The organism is Arcicella sp., from assembly GCF_964672035.1.
The window spans coordinates 13,053-30,426 of record NZ_CBABQS010000059.1 but is presented as its reverse complement, the minus strand read 5'-3'; the positions used below and the strand labels follow the sequence as shown (position 1 = coordinate 30,426).

Sequence of the window (17,374 nt, the reverse complement as noted above, 5' to 3'; positions counted from 1 at the left end):
ATGCGAGAATTTGCCTCCGTTGAGAAGAAGTTTAACGTTAATTTTGCGGGTGTTTCTACTTTATCTTGTTTTATGAGGGCTTCAATCATTAAAACTGATTCGTGTAAATAATAGTTATTCAAAGCCGCATGATAATTCTGACTTATTTTGAAAGTTTTTACTTTTGCATCTTTACTACCGCCAAAAGCAGAACCGCCCATAACATCCTTCAAACCTTCGGATGTAAATTCAAATTCATAATTCAAAATACCCATTGTGAGGGTATCTATGCTCATTTTGCCAATTTTTGCCCCTTTCAATTTTTTGTCAATTGGCGAAAATGAAATGTTAAAAACAGGCATCCCATCGTATTCTTGAAGGTCAGGTTGAATTTGATATTTATAGTTTTTCAAGGTTGATTTTTCTAAAAAATCGGGTGTTTTTGTTTCCAAAGTACGAATTACTAAATCTGCGCCATTACCAAATTGCAGATTTTCCCAGATTTCTTTGCCTTCGGTTTTCTCATAGCTTCGTCCTTTCAATAATTTAGCTACTTCGCCCAAATTTCCTTTATCGGGAAATGGGTATTTTTCAACCTTCAAAATTCCCTCCGAAATCTTCACAAAAGCAGAATCTAAAAACAATGATTCACGATAAAATCCTTGTAAAAAATAGGGATTGTTGTTATAGTTTTTTTCAAATCTTGACACCGCATAATCAATTATTTTACGACCATCTCGGGGTTCTATTTTTTTGTTCTCAACCGCTTGAATTTCAAAAATTAAGGAGTCTTTCTTTTCCTTAAATGCTAATAGACTCTTCCGAATATCTTTGAAATTTAACTTGGTAATAATTATACTGCCTGTATTTTGTAAAAGGATTGGATATTTCAAAATAAACTCACCCGATTCATTGGTCGTAACGCCAATTGCAGAAGTACTTGCCCCTTTTGCCGGGATACCCACGTACACACCCGATACTGGATTTTTGGAATTTTCATCGATGATTTTTCCAGAAACAAAAGTGAAACTTTGTGAAAAAGAAGCGGATAGTTTTATGAGTAAAAAACTGAAAATGAAGATATACTTTTTCACGATTGCTAAGAAGATTTTTTTTAAATTTACACGGTTAGTTTGACAAAATTAACGATAATTGAACAATTGACTCGAAATTTCGACCAAAAACAGGTGATTTTGATTAATAACGATGATTTTTCTTTGGAATTTCAGTTACTATTCAAATATTTACGGTCAGAAGTACACAGGAAGATGGTGAATTCTCGTTTGCGCATCTTTCTCAATGCTTTACTGAAACTTTTTTACTATCAACCAATTTTAAATTTAACAAAAAGTCATGAAAAAAATTATTGCGTTCTCCGTATTACTTTGTGGTTTATTTGTAGTAAGTCCAGCGTTAAATGCACAGACTGATACAAAACCAAAGAAAGAGAAAAAAGCTAAAGACACTGATGCTGATAAAGCAGCAAAAGATGCTGAAAAAGCGGCCAAAAAAGCGGCAAAAGATGCTGAAAAAGAAGCAAAGAAAAAAACGAAAGATGCTAAAGATACCAAAGAAGCTAAAGTGGATGCGAAAGTGAAAGATGCTGATAAAGCAGCAAAAGATGCTGAAAAAGAAGCCAAGAAAAAAGCGAAAGACGAAGCAAAAGCTGCAAAAGACGGGGTGAAAACTGCAACCGTTTCAACCACAGGTGATGCTAAAAAAGATTCAAAAGAGAAAATGACTGCCCAAGAAAAAGCGGCTAAAAAAGCAGAAAGAGATGCTAAAAAGGCGGATAAAACGGTTGATTCTAAGAAAGTTGTGGATAAAAACCCAACCGTTAAGCCTGAACCAACGAAAGTTATAAAGAAAGTTGACAAAGCAACTGAAAAAGCATCGGCTGGTGATGATAAAATTTCTGGAAAAGACGATAAAGGTCGTACAATCTATGAAGGTCCACGTGGAGGTCGTTATTACATCAATACAAACGGTAATAAAACGTATATTAAGAAAGCTAATTAGTGAACAGTTATTGGTAACTGGTTAATTAGGTATTGTGGTTTAACATAAAAAGAGATAGTCAAATTAATTTGACTATCTCTTTTTTTAAGAGATGACCACTAATGAATGACTAATAGCCAATAACTAATCACCAGTAACTGATAACTAATCCTCTCCAACGTATCTTTTTTCTTTGATAAATTTAGAAACTAACATGAAAATGATGACTTCAACAATCATTAATTTTACGAAAAACCAGTAGTAGGCAGATTCTGCACCACTTATTCTTAAATAGGCAAAATAGCCTCCCGTTGAAATACTTCCATTCATCAAAGAAACTAAATAATTGCCCAAAGAAACGGTCAATAATCCAATGGCGGCCATGGTACTTTTCATGTATTTTGGCGAATTTGTGTAGGCATATTCAAGGCAAGTAACCCACACTAATATTTCTCCCCAAGCCAAAATTAAATATCCAAATATTTGATTCCAAACCGATGGATGCCCTCCCGCATCAATGTCATCTTGTACACGAGCAATGATCACAAATGATAAGCAAGTAAATATTAAGCCAAGACCAATTTTGCGAAGTGGCGTAAGTCTAAGTCCCATTTTTTCACAAAAAGGATAAATTAAGTAAGTGAAAATAGGAAGGAAACTTACTAAAAATACGGGGTTTGCCAATTGTACTTGCGAAGGTAAAATCGCAAATCCTCCCCAAAAAGTTAAATCTAAATGTTTCGCTTGCAAAACCCACTCTGCCAAACTTTGATCCCACATGGCCCAAAAAAGAGGTATAAAGGCGAATACTAACAAAACTTTTCCAGCCGCCGCTAAACCTTCCTTGAATTTTGTGGCATTAAATTCAATTCCAGAAGGAGGCACAATAATGTATTTTTTACGACCTAACCAAAAAATTAACGTGGCTAATGCCATTAAAATACCTGGTACACCAAAAGCAACAGATGCGCCATACTTATCGTATAAAATTGGAATAAAAAAGTTGGAAAGCACCGAACCTGCATTGATAGAGAAGTAAAACCAACCATACACTTTAGACATCAAATGTTCATTAGTTTTATCAAACTGGTCGCCCATATTGGCAGAAACGCATGATTTTATTCCCCCAGCACCGATAGCAATTAAGGTTAATCCGTAACCAAACCATGTTAAATCCTTATCAAACATGGATAAAAACAAATGTCCAATACAGTAAATAATGGATACGTAAAGGATTACTTTATATTTTCCGAAAAACCAATCTGCCAATAAAGCACCAATCATGGGCGTAAAATAGGCTAAAGACACAAATAAATGCACTTGTTCATTTGATTTTGCTTCGGCAACGGCTTCTAAGGCAGCGTTTCCAGTAGGATTAAAAAATTGAGCAACTAAAAATACCGACAAAATTGAACGCATTCCATAAAAGCTAAATCGTTCGGCTGCTTCGTTACCAATGATGAAAGGAATGGCATGAGGATATTTTTCTGATTTAATTACTGGGGATTCAGTGGATGTTGATGACATAATTTTTGTGTTATGTGAAAAATGAATGTTTATGAAGAAAAGGTTATTGAAAACATATAGAAAAATAGTTGAGATAGGAAACAACGAAATTCATTTTTAGACATGTCGTATTTTCTAAATGAACAAATTAAGGGAATATTAATAAATTACGTTATTCTAAAATCGTGCTAATTTAATGTGAATCAAGTTTGTAAACAATTTTTCAATTTATTTGATAGAAATTTGATTGTTCTTGTTTTGTACTATTTTAATAAGAATGAATGATAAGTGTTCAATTCATTGTCTTTATCTAATATTGCATTTTTTAAAATCAAATAATAATTTGGAAATTCATGAAGACAATAATCACAAAATTACTAAATCGTCAATCACAAAATAAAAATTCGTGAAACATTTTGTGGAACACTTCTTTGCTTATGTGGATGGAATGATGGATATTTGGAGTTGAGAATCAGAAAAAACGTAAAATGGGTAAAATAATTGCCATAGCCAACCAAAAAGGAGGCGTAGGAAAAACCACAACTACCATCAATTTAGCGGCGAGTCTTGCTGCCTTAGAGTTTAGAACGCTCATCGTAGATGCCGACCCGCAAGCTAATTCAACTTCAGGTTTGGGTTATAATCCGAAAGGAATCGAAAACTCAATTTATGAGTGTATGGTCGATGGTGTGCTGGCTCAAGATATCATAATCGCTACTGATTTGCCGTATTTGCATATTATTCCATCTCACATTGATTTGGTAGGGGCAGAAATTGAGATGATTAACCTCCGTGACCGTGAACAAAAAATGAAAGAATCGTTGCAACCCATTCGGGATAATTACGATTTTATCATTGTCGATTGTTCGCCATCGTTGGGTTTAATTACGATTAATGCGCTAACGGCCGCAGATTCCATTATTATCCCTGTGCAATGCGAATACTTTGCTTTGGAAGGGCTGGGAAAATTGTTGAATACCGTAAAAATTATTCAATCCCGACTGAACACAAATCTTGCTATTGAAGGAATACTTTTGACGATGTATGATTTAAGGGTTCGTCTTTCTAATCAGGTTGTGGCAGAAGTTACTGCCCATTTTCACAATATGGTTTTCAATACAATTATTCCCCGAAATATTCGTCTCTCTGAATCACCAAGTTTTGGCGTGCCTGCCATCGCTCATGATTCAGAAAGTAAAGGAGCAATCAGTTATCTGAATCTTGCCCGTGAAGTTTTGGCAAAAAACGGATATGTTACACAAGAATAGGCGTAGGGTGTCAGGGATTTGGGAATTAAGGATTAAGGAATTGGGAATTAGCGATTAGGAATTTGAGATTAGATTTTAAGTATTTACTTCGAAAAGATTGAAATTTATTAGCAACTTTTTCAAAGCATCAACATTACTTACCAAATATCAAACTTTCTAAAATGACTAATGTCCAATCCCTAATCCGTAATCCCTACTTCCTAACCCATAACACCTAAAACTAATAAAATAATGAGTAAGGTAGAAATTCCAGTAATGAAAAAACGTGTTGGATTGGGGAGAGGCTTAGGAGCTTTACTTCAAGATTCCGACGAAGTAAATAACGTACAGCCTCGTCAGCCAGTATTGCCGCTCGAACGTTCATCTCGCATGGAACAAATAAGTTCGATGAATGACATTTCATTGGATTTAATTGAAACAAATCCGTATCAACCACGGACGCATTTTGATGAAGAGGCACTCAACGAATTAGCGGACTCTATTAAAGTACAAGGCATTATTCAACCCATTACGGTTCGTCAGATTGGTGTAAATAAATTCCAACTAATCTCGGGAGAACGCCGTTTGCAAGCCTCTAAACGGGCGGGTTTGACGAGTATTCCTGCGTATGTGAGAACGGCCAATGATCAGCAAATGCTTGAAATGGCCTTGATTGAGAATATTCAGCGTGAAAATCTGAACTCAATTGAGATTGCTCTTTCTTATCAACGTTTGATTACTGAATGTTCTTTGAAGCAAGAAGAATTAGGGGATAGAGTAGGTAAAAATCGTACAACGGTTAATAATTATATCCGTTTATTGAAATTACCTGATGTTATTCAAGTGGCTTTGAGAGATATGAAAATCTCCATGGGACACGCTCGTGCTATTATCAACATTACTGACCGAGAACAACAATTAGAAATTTTCAAAAAGATTATTGCCGATGATTGGTCAGTTCGTAAAGTGGAGGAAGCCGTGAGAGATTTAGCCGATTCTAACTTAGTGAATTCTGCCAAAAAAGCCATCGGTGGAGGAATTAAACAAGAAATTAGAAGTTTGCAATTTCGCTTGCAAGCTTATTTTGGCGCAAAAGTTGTCGTAAAAGCGGATGAAAAAGGAAAAGGAGAAATCAAAATTCCATTTACTTCACAAGCTGATTTGGATAAAATTTTATTAGCAATCAAAGCGTAGTGTATTGAGAAGACTTATGCCATGACTTCGAGTCATGGCATAAGAAAAAATTTATATTAAAAGCTTAAAATTTCTTAAATCTTTTCAATCAACGGAATATAAACTTTAATTTCACGTTTGATTTTTAAAAAATTTAGATGAAAAAATTATTGTTTTTATTCTTTTTAGTAAATCTAACTTCTAATATTCAAGGGCAAGTTATCAGGATCGACACTTCTAAAATTGTTAATATTGATAAAAAAATCAAGGTTTATAGTAAGCAAGATTCATTGAAAAAGTTCTATAAAATTATTCCAAGAACCTCAACTATTCGCTCAGCAATGGTGCCAGGTTGGGGACAGGTTTATAACCGTCAATATTGGAAATTACCATTAGTTGCAGGGGCATTTGCGGTTAATATTTATTTTATTGCTCGTAATGATATGCGTTACCATTACTACAAAAATATTTTAGGAAATACCTACGTAAACGGAACCGCCAGTACAACCACAACTTTCAACGTTCCTTTGTATGACGATGCCAATACCGTGAGAGAATATAACCAAGACCAGTTAAATAATATTGTGGCGGGTTATCGAAAAAATAGGGATGGTTCGTATCTGATACTATTGGCAGTTTGGGCTGCCAATATTGTGGATGCCAACGTTACGGCTCACTTAAAAACATTCGACATGACGGATGATATTTCTTTAAAAATACAACCAACATTTAGTAGCCCCGACATTATGGAACCCATTTTCGGAGCAAAATTAATCTTAGCATTTAAGTGAATTTAGTTATAAGTGATGAGTGATGGGTGATGGGTAAGAGGGGGTAATTTAAACCTGATAATTCATAATTTATCACTCATAATTCATAACTACTACCTAACAAAACATGAATATAGTATTACTCGGCTACGGCAAAATGGGTAAAGTTATTGAGAAAGTCGCAGAGAGTCGAGGTCATAACATTGTTGCCTGCATAGACGTTAATAATCGTCAGGAATTTGATAATTTAACTACTTCAAAGGTTGATGCAGTTATTGAATTCAGTCATCCATCCTCCGCTTTTCAAAACGTAAAATCTTGTCTTGAAAAAGGCTTTCCCGTGGTTTGTGGAACAACGGGTTGGCTCGAAAATAAGCCAGAAGTTGAAACGTTGGCTCTTGAAAAAGACGGTGCATTCTTTTGGTCTTCCAATTATTCCATTGGCGTAAATTTATTTTTTGAATTGAATAAAACCTTAGCCAAATTGATGGCTCCCCAGAAACAATACAGTGTATCTACTACGGAAATTCATCATACAGAAAAGAAAGATGCTCCTTCAGGAACGGCCATTACGTTGGCAGAAGGTATTATTCAAAATTCGGAAGGTAAAACGCAATGGGTAAGTAATGAAATTCCTAAACCCGAACAAGTAGCCATTTGGTCGGCTCGTGAAGGAAAAGTTCCCGGAACCCATATCGTAAAATATATTTCAGATATTGACCAAATCGAAATCTCACACGTAGCACACGGAAGAGAAGGCTTTGCCCTCGGAGCGGTTATTGCAGCCGAGTGGATAGTTGGGAAAAAAGGCGTGTTTGGCATGAAAGAATTATTAAGTATTGTGTAATTATCAGTGATTAAGTACGACCAATAAACAAGTTTAAAAGTATTAATTTTCATTCAGCAATCGTAAAAGCATTGTACATTTTAAGGTTTATAACTAAATTCTCTATGTATTTTATGTTTCTATGTGGTTGCAATTATTAAAATGTCAGAAAAAACAAAACCAGTTCAAAAATCTGCTTTTCGTGAGTGGATTGATTCAGTCGTTTTTGCAGTAGTTGCTGCTACGCTAATTCGATTCTTCTTTTTTGAAGCTTATACTATTCCAACACCTTCAATGGAAGGTTCTTTAATGGTGGGAGATTTCTTATTTGTTAGTAAGATGCACTACGGTGTTCGTACGCCAAAAACGCCTTTGCAACTACCCTTAACGCACCAAAAGATTTGGGGAACGGATTTGCCTTCGTATTCAACGTTGTTAGATTTACCCATTAAACGTTTGCCAGGTTTTTCAGAAGTTAAACAAGGCGATGCCGTAGTTTTTAACGTGCCAAATTACCTTCCAGATGGTGACGCACCCGTAGATTTAAGAACTTATTATATCAAAAGATGTATAGGAACACCGGGAAATACCTTGGAAATTCGTGATACACAAGTGTATATCAATGGAAAACCAATGGAAAATCCAGCGAGAATGCAACACGAATATTTATTGAAAGTAAAAGAAACATTGAATGATGAGTTTTTTGACAAATATGACATCACAAATGGCGTAGATGCCACGGGACAGCCTAATTTTAACTGGCAAGAAGTTCAATTAACTTCTCAGGATTCGGCAATTGTTGGCTTGCATGACTATGTGGTTAATACTTATTCATCGAATATTGAAGCGTTCAAAAAGTTAAAAAATTTCGTAGGTGTAGAGATTTTGAAAGCACCCAAAGGTACTCCCGATGGCGAAGATAGCATGACAAAAGATGATGCTTCAACCGCCATGTTTGGTCGTTCTTATATTTGGAATAAAGATAATTATGGCCCTCTATTAATCCCCAAAGAAGGTTCTACTATTCAATTGGATTCAATAAATGTTGATAAATATAAATATATTATCAAATATTACGAAGGCAATAAAAATGTAGAAATTGAGGGCTATACCATTAAAATTGACGGAAAAATCATCAAGTCTTATACTTTCAAACAAGACTATTATTTCATGATGGGCGATAATCGTCATCATTCTGCCGATTCACGTTATTGGGGCTTTGTTCCCGCTGACCACGTGGTTGGAAAAGCCGTTTTCGTATGGATGTCACTCGACCCAAATAAATCATGGTTCTCAAAAATTAGATGGAGTCGTTTATTTAGATTTGTGAATTAAATTGAAGGTAAAGAAGGGTAACGGGTACACGGTAAAAACAAAAGAGGTCAGAATCCAGTTCTGACCTCTTTTATGTTTTTCCCTGGTTAAATAGCGTTCTCCATTTACCGTGTACCGTTTACCGAAAACTACTCCACATAAAGAACCAACCCTTTCAGATAACTTCCTTCTGGATGAAAGAAATTTACAGGATGGTCGGCGGGTTGCGTGAGGTGATGCAATACTTTCACTTGTTTGCCAGCTTCTAAAGCAGCAGCCACGACCGTATTGTAAAATAAATCTCTATCTACAACCTGCGAACACGAGAAGGTAAATAAAATTCCTCCCTTCGCCAGTCTTTTAAAACCTTCGGCATTGAGTCTTTTATATCCTTGAACAGCATTATGTCGAGTGGCTACATTCTTAGCAAATGCGGGTGGGTCAAGCACAATAAGGTCATAAAATTGGTCGTTTGCTTTCAGATATTTCATCACATCTTCAGCGTAAACTTCGTGTGTAAGTCCTTGAAAATTATTGGCTTCAACATTCTGTGTAACTAAATCAATGGCTTTTTGTGAAACGTCCACCGAATGAACCAATTCGGCTTCAGCACCCAAAGCATAAATTGAAAATCCTCCCGAATAGCAAAATGAATTTAATACTTTTTTGCCTTTTGAATATTTTGCTAACAAAGCCCGATTGTCTCGTTGGTCAAGGAAAAAGCCCGTTTTTTGACCTGTTTCCCAATTTATCAAAAACTTAAAACCATTTTCTGAAACTTCGTGCGGTACAACACATTGTCCGAATAGATAACCATTCTGAACATTTTGAGCAAATTGTTTTGGCAATGTTCCGTGAGATTTATCGTAAACAGCCAATAATTTATCGCCAAAAACTCGTTGCAAAGCCATTGAAATTTTCTCTTTTTCAAGATACATTCCAATACTGTGCGCTTGGAAAACTGCAACGCCATTATAAAAATCAATGATTAAACCAGGACAGCCATCGCCTTCACCATGAATGAGTCTAAAACAGTTAGTGCCTTGAAAATCAATAATTTGACGAACTTCGTAGGCTTTTTGAATTTTACCAAACCAGAAATTTTCATCCGATTCCGTTTCTTGAAATGAGAATATTTTTACGGCAATACTGCCTTCGTGATAGTGCCCCGTGGCAAGATAATTCTTTTGAGAATCTAACACATCTACAACTTCGCCGTCGGCAGGCTTGCCAACAATTTTACCAATTGCCCCAGAGAATATCCAAGGGTGAAAACGTTTTACAGGGTTTTCTTTACCCGTTTTTAATATGATTTGTGATTTCATGGTGCAAAGATAAAGGTGTTTTTCGATGTTCAATGTTTGATTTTTGATGTTCGGTTTTCTGAAGGCAGTTTACTTACCCTAAACCAGCATATTATAAGAAAATACCAAACCAGTAATTATTAAATTATCGCTTTCCAAACATCGAAAATTATAAATCGAAGATCGAAAATCAATTCTCCTCACGTGCTTTGAACAATTTTTGTAACCAAGATTTCTCCTCAATTTCGTCTTCTTTTTTCTGTTTTTCCGATAATTTAAAACTTAAAAGAGTGGTTAAATCGGGTTGTCCTGCATCTACCCACGATGTAAACCAAAGGTCGCCAATCATTTTTATGGCTTGTTTCATTTGCCTTTCTACTTGATTATCAAGGGATTGGTGGTATTTCTTGGAATAGTCTTTTGCATAAACTTTAATATTTTGACCATTCCGTTCTTCAATACTGTATTTCTTAGTTTCTTTAAAATTTGCATTCAATTTTTGCTCAAATACTAATACAGAATCTAACGCTAAATTGGCATTTCTGACGGCTTGCCAAGCCCGCTTACCCACAAATCGTTCGTATTCGGCTGAGCCCACAAAGAAATCATAATCGTTATAATATAATTCTGGCAAGCGTGATTCCCAAAATCCATGAATACCAATTTGATTGGTTTTCTGGCCGTTATAATTTGAAGTTGTATGCAAAGGCACATTGGCATCAGCGATATAATGACCAATTTCAGCCGATAATTTCAAGATTCTTTGTGCATCATTTTCCCTAAAAGCATTTGTTAATTGAAATTTCATCAATTGAATTTGCCAAGGAACAATGCCATGCTTCATCAAAGTATCTTCTGTAAATTTTTCTACAGCATCATTCCAAAATATTGGAAGTTTATAAGTGGCACTGTCGCCATAATTATCCAAATCAATATAATGACGTGGCGCTTCGTATTTTACCGCATAACGGCGTTGGTCGGGGTCCACAGAATGTTCTATCACATAGCGAAGATGTTTTTTAAAGAAAGGCATCATTTCTGGTGGAAGCGTAAAAATTGCCAAACGATTGATTTGCTGATGAGCAAAAAATCCCCATTTTACATTTCGGATGTTTGATCCTGGATTATAAATGTTTGGAGAAAATATGATAGAAAAGGAAATAAGCGGATTAATTAGAATAAAAATTAAGGAAAATGGAAAAATAGATTTTTTCATAAACAATAGAAAAGTGGTTGAAATTGTGAGTGAATTTGAAATTTTACTTTTTATTACATTGATAATCAATTACTTAATTTTTTTTATATGAATTAATTTTACGTTCTACTATTGTTGACTATTAATTATTAACCATCAACTATTAACTTTTCCCCAATCAGTCTTGTGATTTAATAAAAAATCCGTACCTTTGCACTTCAAATTTAGAAAACAGGAAACCAATATTTATTCGGGAAATAAACATGGCAAATCACAAATCATCATTAAAGAGAATTAGATCTAACGAAGCGAAAAGATTACGTAACCGTTATCAACACAAAACTACCCGTTCAATGGTTAGAAAATTGCGTGATACACACGATAAAGTTACCGCAACTGATCTTTACAAAAAAGTTTCTTCGGCTTTAGATAAATTAGCAAAAAGAAATGTTATTCACAAAAATAAGGCTTCTAACTTGAAATCAAAGTTATCAAAGTTAGTGAATAAATTGGCTGCATAATTTAGCCAAAACATATTCCTATTAAAAGACCCTACTGAAATTAGGGTCTTTTTTTGTTTGTATGCCATTTAGGTAATAACTTGTATTTTATACAGCGCTATACAACTGTATCTACAATTTATGAACCACTACGAAATAGAGCATCTCAACATTAAATCTTGGGCAGAAGAAGACCGTCCCCGAGAAAAGCTTCTCATTAAAGGAAAAGCAGCTTTGTCAGATGCTGAATTATTAGGAATCCAAATCGGTTCTGGAATCCGAAATATGACGGCGGTTGAATTAGGTAAACTGATTTTACAAAGTGTCAATAACGATTTAAATCAGTTGGCTCGTCTTTCCGTGAAGGATTTATCAAAATTTAAGGGTATTGGCGAGGCAAAAGCCATCACGATTGTGAGTGCCTTAGAATTAGGTCGGAGACGAAAGACTTCTGTAACGCCTGAACGAGTACGAATTAACTCCTCACGAGATGCGTATGAGGTTTTGAAGCCGCATTTGATGGATTTACCCCACGAAGAATTTTGGATTATTCTGCTAAACCGAGCTAATCAAGTAATGAAATGTGAACGTATCAGTAGCGGAGGAGTTTCTGGAACCGTAGCTGACCCCAAAATGATTTTTAAAGTGGCTTTAGAACATCTTTGTAGTGCCATTATTCTTGCTCATAATCACCCATCTGGCAATCTTACGCCCTCGCAAGCGGATAAAGACTTAACCAAAAAACTTCGTGAAGCAGGCTCATATTTGGACGTTCCCGTTTTAGACCATGTTATTTTTACTGATAAAGCTTATTTGAGTTTTGCCGATGAAGGCTTGATTTAATTATGAGTTGAGCGGGGTGCGCAACCTTATGAGCTATAAATTTTTTACATCGAATATTTCTCTAAATTTTCTTTAATTCTGGAACTTAAAAAATAAGAATCCGCTTCTTTTTAACTCATAACTCATAACTCATAACTCATAACTCATAACTCATAACTCATAACTCATAACTCATAACTCATAACTCATAACTCATAACTCATAACTCATAACTCATAAGGTTACGCACCCCGCTCAACTCATAACTCATAAGGTTACGCACCCCGCTCAACTCATAACTCATAAGGTTACGCACCCCGCTCAACTCATAACTCATAAGGTTGCGTACCCCGCTCAACTCATAATTCTAAAAATGTGACTTTCAGAAAACGTCTTCAATATTTTTTGGTAAAACGCTTGAACATTTCTAATAAAAATGCCTTAGCACTTATTTTAGAAGGAAAAATAAAAATAAATGGTGAAACTATATTGGAAAATATAGTGCTCAATTTAGGCGATTCAGTCGCTTTTGAAGACCAAATTTTGCAAGCAAAAAAGGATTTTATTTACCTCGCTTTCTACAAACCAAGAGGAATTGAGACTACCTTAAATCGTCAAATTCAAGACAATCTAAAGGATATTTTACCTTTTCAAGAAGAGCTTTTTCCAGTTGGACGATTGGATAAAGAATCGGAAGGCTTATTGATTTTGACCAATGATGGAAGGGTTTTTGATAAAATATTACGTCACGAATACCAGACAGAAAAAGAATATTTGGTGACAGTAGATAAAGAAATTGACGGTGAATTCATCAAAAAAATGTCTGAAGGAATCAATATTTTGGGTAAAATGACTTTACCTTGTCAGGTAGAGAAAATTGATAATTATACTTTCAAAATTATTCTCGTACAAGGCTTGAATCGACAAATTAGAAGAATGTGCTATAAACTTGACTACGAAGTATTACAATTAATTCGTATAAGAATTGGAGAGGTAGGATTAGAAAAGCTACAACCAAATGAGTTTCGATATTTTAACCCATAAAAAAACCTTCCCAATATTGAGAAGGTTTTTTTATGAATTTAGATGATTAACATCGCATCTCCATAAGTATAAAATTTGTATTTTTCCTTGATGGCAATGGCATAAGCTTCTTTGATCAATTCAAATCCACCGAAGGCAGAAGTCATCATAATCAATACAGATTCTGGTAAATGGAAGTTTGTTAACAACGCATTTGGAATTCTTACATCGTAAGGAGGGAAGATAAATTTGTCCGTCCAGCCATCTATTGGCTTTAAATGTCCATCTGCTGATACAGAAGATTCTAAAGCTCTCATCACGGTAGTTCCGATGGCACAAATCTTTCTTTTGTTATCAATTCCCTCATTTACAATATCACAGGTTTCTTGGGGAATGTTAAAATTCTCAGAATCGGTTTTATGTTTCGTCAAATCTTCAACATCCACCGTTCGGAAAGTTCCTAAACCAATATGAAGGGTTAAAGGGGTGAAATTGATTCCTTTCAACTCCAAACGTTTCATGATAATTTTGCTAAAGTGCATTCCTGCTGTTGGAGCGGCAACCGCCCCTACGTGTTTTGCATAAATTGTCTGAAAACGCTCTTCATCGGCTGGTTCAACATTACGTTTAAAACGAATTTCGTCTGGAAGTGGAGTTTCACCTAATAAATGAATTTGCTTCATCAAAGCATCGTGGTCGCCATCGTATAAGAAACGAATTGTACGGCCACGAGAAGTAGTGTTATCGATAACCTCGGCCACTAAATCACTATCGCCAAAATATAATTTATTGCCCACACGGATTTTACGAGCAGGATCCACCAAAACATCCCAAAGACGGTGTTCACGGTTTAATTCACGTAATAAAAAAACTTCAATTTTTGCACCTGTTTTTTCTTTTTGACCGTATAAACGTGCTGGAAATACTTTGGTATCGTTGGTAACCATTACATCACCATCTTCAAAGTATTGCAAAATATCCGTAAACATTTTGTGTTCAATCGTTTTTGTTTTACGATTAACCACCATCATACGTGATTCTCCACGATGTTCGGTTGGGTATAATGATATAAGATTGTTGGGTAAATCGAACCTAAATTCGGACAATTTCATTCTAATGATATTTGCGGTTTTTTCGCCTGGAATCATGTGCTTTTGTTTTTTATACTATTCTTATTGTGATAAATGGAGTTGGTTTAGCGATTTTCAACGAGCAAAAATCTTAAAATTATACCAAAGTCCAATGCCCAAAGACCAATGACCTCAATACGATTCTTGCAAATATACAATTTTGAGATAGGGCTTGTCAATAGAAATCGAGAATAAGTTTTAAAATAATTATTGAGTGATTGGCTATTTTAAGGGAATTAGTTGGTTGAATGGATATAATGGCATATTTCTAAGGATTGTAAAACATATTAAAAACCCCAAAAAAATCCAAATTCTTTTATTATTTAACAAAAATTTCCTTGAAATAGTTGTATTAAAAAAAACGTCTATGATTTTTAGAGCAAAAAAAGGTAGGATAAAAAAAATTAGCGGGTTATGATGAAAAGCATTTTTGAAATTTCCGTGTAAAATAGAATGCAATGCTCGCTGACCTCCGCAACCTGGGCAATAAAATCCCGTCAAATTTTTGAAGAAGCAAACGGGTAAAAAACGTAATTCTGAAGGATTCCAGAAAAAATAAAAGGCGGTAATGACTACCGTCAATACCGCCAAAAGTATTTTATAACTGTTCATTTATACGGATTTTGTATAAACATTTGTTTTGGCAATAATATCGTGAAGTGTTTGCTTTTTTTCGGTGAAAAAAGCCATCAAATAGCCAATGAGGCAAATAAATCCAGAAACTAATCTTGAAATGTTACGAATAAGTGCTTTTTGGGTATCTAAACGGTTGCCGTTTTCATCCGCCACAATTAAGCCCATCGCACTTTTGCCAATGGTTGCCTGACGCTCCGATGATTCCATGTAGGTAAAATATCCCACTTGAAGCGCAAAAGATACAACTTGCAATAATAAACTTGCACCCATCATGGCAGCAACCATACCTGCCGAATCACTTGTTTCAGTGGCGGAAGCACCAACAAATCCTACGGTTGCTAAGAAACCGAAGAGAATCATCGTTACGACGGTAAGAATAATAATGTCAATTAAAAAAGCAATGAATCGCTTGCCGCCATCGGCTAATTGTAAATTTGTCATAATGAAAAGTGAATTTTAGGGTTTGACTGTTAAATACTAACACAAGAAAGACAATTTTCCCAAAAAAGCCAAACGTTAACTCGAAATTTTCATTTTTGTTTTAAATTCAAATTACTTAAAAGCATGCTTGATAAAACAAATGTGTACAGGATGGGTTAAATATCAATAGAACAATCGTTTATAAATTTAAAAAGATGTCAAAAGTATCAATTTTTTGGTTTCGTAGAGACTTACGTTTACATGATAATGCGGGATTTTATCACGCTTTAAAATCTGGAAATCCAGTGTTGCCTATTTTTATTTTTGATAGAAATATTTTGGATAAATTGGAAAATAAAAAAGATAAGAGAGTTGAATTTATTCATGAAGTTTTAACAGAAATGCAAGTGGAGTTAAATAAATTTGGCTCAACACTTTTGGTAAAATACGGAACACCCGAGGAAATTTTTCCTGCATTATTGAATCAATATGATGTTTCTGCGATTTATACAAACCATGACTATGAAACTTACGCACACGCAAGGGATAATGATGTGCTCGAATATGCCATGGCGGAAGGCGTGGAGTTTAAAACGTACAAAGACCATGTTATTTTTGAAAAAAATGAAGTACTTTCTGGAGCAGGTACACCGTATACCGTTTTTACTCCTTACAGCAGAAAATGGAAAGAAAAGTTAAATGAGTTTTACTTGAATCCTTATCCAAACGAAGTCCATTTTGATAAGCTCTTAAAGACCGAAAAAACAGAAATTCCAAGTTTGGAATCCATGGGTTTTATAAAAATTAGCGGACATTTTCCAAGTAAACAAATTCGTGATAGTATCATCAAGAACTACGCAGAAAAGCGTGATTTCCCGGGAGTTGAAGGTACTTCGAGATTATCTGTGCACCTCCGTTTTGGCACGGTAAGTATTAGAGAATTAGCTCGTAAAGCTAAAGATTTATCCGAAACGTGGCTTAATGAGCTAATTTGGCGTGATTTCTATTTTAATATTCTTCATCATTTCCCTCATGTTGGTCAGGGGCATGCGTTTAGGAAAGAGTACGAAAAAATTCAGTGGCGTAATAATGAAAAAGAATTTCAACTTTGGTGTGAAGGCAAAACGGGCTATCCAATTGTGGATGCGGGAATGCGAGAATTGAACACCACTGGTTTTATGCACAACCGAGTGCGGATGATTGTGGCCAGTTTTATGATTAAACACTTACTGATAGATTGGCGTTGGGGTGAGGCCTATTTTGCCCAAAAACTAATTGATTTTGACCTTTCAGCCAACAATGGAGGATGGCAATGGGCAGCGGGAAGCGGATGTGATGCGGCACCTTATTTCAGGGTTTTTAATCCAAGATTGCAAACCGAGAAATTCGATAAAAATTTGGACTACATCAAAAAATGGGTGCCAGAATTAAATAGTTTGGATTATCCCCAACCAATCGTAGATCATGATTTTGCTCGTAAAAGAGTGTTGGAAGTGTACCAGAAAGCATTGAAAGGGCAACTGTAAAAAAA

The 17,374-nt window shown here is 35.2% G+C and carries 17 protein-coding genes; 10 read left to right on the top strand and 7 right to left on the bottom strand.

What is annotated here, in order from left to right:
- The coding region (locus AC1W31_RS14875; protein ID WP_481735262.1) for a peptidase associated/transthyretin-like domain-containing protein at positions 1 to 1,073 on the bottom strand (1,073 nt) is incomplete at its 3' end.
- A gap of 259 nt (positions 1,074 to 1,332) precedes the next feature.
- Here AC1W31_RS14875 and AC1W31_RS14870 point away from each other — a divergent pair.
- Positions 1,333 to 1,998, top strand: coding sequence for a hypothetical protein (locus AC1W31_RS14870; RefSeq protein ID WP_481735261.1), 666 nt, complete (start codon positions 1,333 to 1,335; stop codon positions 1,996 to 1,998).
- 144 nt (positions 1,999 to 2,142) lie between these two features.
- On the opposite strand, the gene AC1W31_RS14865 is transcribed toward AC1W31_RS14870, so the two are convergent.
- Complete coding sequence (locus tag AC1W31_RS14865) at positions 2,143 to 3,504, bottom strand: POT-type proton-dependent oligopeptide transporter (RefSeq protein ID WP_481735260.1); 1,362 nt, start codon at positions 3,502 to 3,504, stop codon at positions 2,143 to 2,145.
- 467 nt (positions 3,505 to 3,971) lie between these two features.
- Between AC1W31_RS14865 and AC1W31_RS14860 the strand changes: the two genes are divergently transcribed.
- The 5 genes from AC1W31_RS14860 to lepB all read left to right on the top strand — a co-directional run bounded on the left by AC1W31_RS14860 (position 3,972) and on the right by lepB (position 8,834).
- A complete protein-coding gene (locus AC1W31_RS14860; RefSeq protein ID WP_481735259.1) occupies positions 3,972 to 4,751 on the top strand; it encodes a ParA family protein in 780 nt (259 codons plus the stop codon).
- 231 nt (positions 4,752 to 4,982) lie between these two features.
- Positions 4,983 to 5,924, top strand: coding sequence for a ParB/RepB/Spo0J family partition protein (locus AC1W31_RS14855; protein ID WP_481735258.1), 942 nt, complete (start codon positions 4,983 to 4,985; stop codon positions 5,922 to 5,924).
- Positions 5,925 to 6,061: 137 nt separating this feature from the next.
- Positions 6,062 to 6,694, top strand: a complete 633-nt coding sequence (locus tag AC1W31_RS14850) for a DUF5683 domain-containing protein (RefSeq protein WP_481735257.1) — start codon at positions 6,062 to 6,064, stop codon at positions 6,692 to 6,694.
- Positions 6,695 to 6,800: 106 nt separating this feature from the next.
- On the top strand, positions 6,801 to 7,520 hold the full coding sequence (gene dapB, locus AC1W31_RS14845) for a 4-hydroxy-tetrahydrodipicolinate reductase (protein ID WP_481735256.1): 720 nt from the start codon (positions 6,801 to 6,803) through the stop codon (positions 7,518 to 7,520).
- A gap of 141 nt (positions 7,521 to 7,661) precedes the next feature.
- Entirely contained in the window at positions 7,662 to 8,834 is a 1,173-nt protein-coding gene (gene lepB / locus AC1W31_RS14840) for a signal peptidase I (RefSeq protein WP_481735255.1), read from the top strand.
- A gap of 128 nt (positions 8,835 to 8,962) precedes the next feature.
- Here lepB and AC1W31_RS14835 read toward each other — a convergent pair whose 3' ends face one another.
- Positions 8,963 to 10,138 (bottom strand): class I SAM-dependent rRNA methyltransferase, encoded by a 1,176-nt coding sequence (locus tag AC1W31_RS14835; RefSeq protein ID WP_481735254.1) that lies wholly within the window; start codon positions 10,136 to 10,138, stop codon positions 8,963 to 8,965.
- A 169-nt stretch (positions 10,139 to 10,307) separates the two neighbouring features.
- A complete protein-coding gene (locus AC1W31_RS14830) occupies positions 10,308 to 11,333 on the bottom strand; it encodes a zinc dependent phospholipase C family protein (RefSeq protein ID WP_481735253.1) in 1,026 nt (341 codons plus the stop codon).
- A 242-nt stretch (positions 11,334 to 11,575) separates the two neighbouring features.
- Here AC1W31_RS14830 and rpsT point away from each other — a divergent pair, with 242 nt between their 5' ends.
- The 3 genes from rpsT to AC1W31_RS14815 all read left to right on the top strand — a co-directional run bounded on the left by rpsT (position 11,576) and on the right by AC1W31_RS14815 (position 13,678).
- Positions 11,576 to 11,833: a 30S ribosomal protein S20 gene (gene rpsT / locus AC1W31_RS14825; protein WP_481735252.1), complete on the top strand. Its 258-nt coding sequence runs from the start codon at positions 11,576 to 11,578 to the stop codon at positions 11,831 to 11,833.
- A gap of 120 nt (positions 11,834 to 11,953) precedes the next feature.
- A complete protein-coding gene (gene radC, locus AC1W31_RS14820; RefSeq protein ID WP_481735251.1) occupies positions 11,954 to 12,655 on the top strand; it encodes a RadC family protein in 702 nt (233 codons plus the stop codon).
- Between the two features lie 354 nt (positions 12,656 to 13,009).
- Positions 13,010 to 13,678: a pseudouridine synthase gene (locus tag AC1W31_RS14815; protein ID WP_481735250.1), complete on the top strand. Its 669-nt coding sequence runs from the start codon at positions 13,010 to 13,012 to the stop codon at positions 13,676 to 13,678.
- A gap of 38 nt (positions 13,679 to 13,716) precedes the next feature.
- On the opposite strand, the gene queA is transcribed toward AC1W31_RS14815, so the two are convergent.
- The 3 genes from queA to AC1W31_RS14800 form a co-directional block, all read right to left on the bottom strand.
- A complete protein-coding gene (gene queA / locus AC1W31_RS14810; protein WP_481735263.1) occupies positions 13,717 to 14,769 on the bottom strand; it encodes a tRNA preQ1(34) S-adenosylmethionine ribosyltransferase-isomerase QueA in 1,053 nt (350 codons plus the stop codon).
- A 240-nt stretch (positions 14,770 to 15,009) separates the two neighbouring features.
- The gene (locus tag AC1W31_RS14805; RefSeq protein WP_481735249.1) at positions 15,010 to 15,399 is read right to left on the bottom strand and encodes a DUF2752 domain-containing protein; all 390 of its coding nucleotides are present in this window, start codon (positions 15,397 to 15,399) and stop codon (positions 15,010 to 15,012) included.
- On the bottom strand, positions 15,400 to 15,864 hold the full coding sequence (locus AC1W31_RS14800) for an RDD family protein (protein WP_481735248.1): 465 nt from the start codon (positions 15,862 to 15,864) through the stop codon (positions 15,400 to 15,402).
- A 194-nt stretch (positions 15,865 to 16,058) separates the two neighbouring features.
- Here AC1W31_RS14800 and AC1W31_RS14795 point away from each other — a divergent pair, with 194 nt between their 5' ends.
- The gene (locus AC1W31_RS14795; RefSeq protein WP_481735247.1) at positions 16,059 to 17,369 is read left to right on the top strand and encodes a cryptochrome/photolyase family protein; all 1,311 of its coding nucleotides are present in this window, start codon (positions 16,059 to 16,061) and stop codon (positions 17,367 to 17,369) included.
- The last annotated feature ends 5 nt before the right edge of the window (positions 17,370 to 17,374 follow it).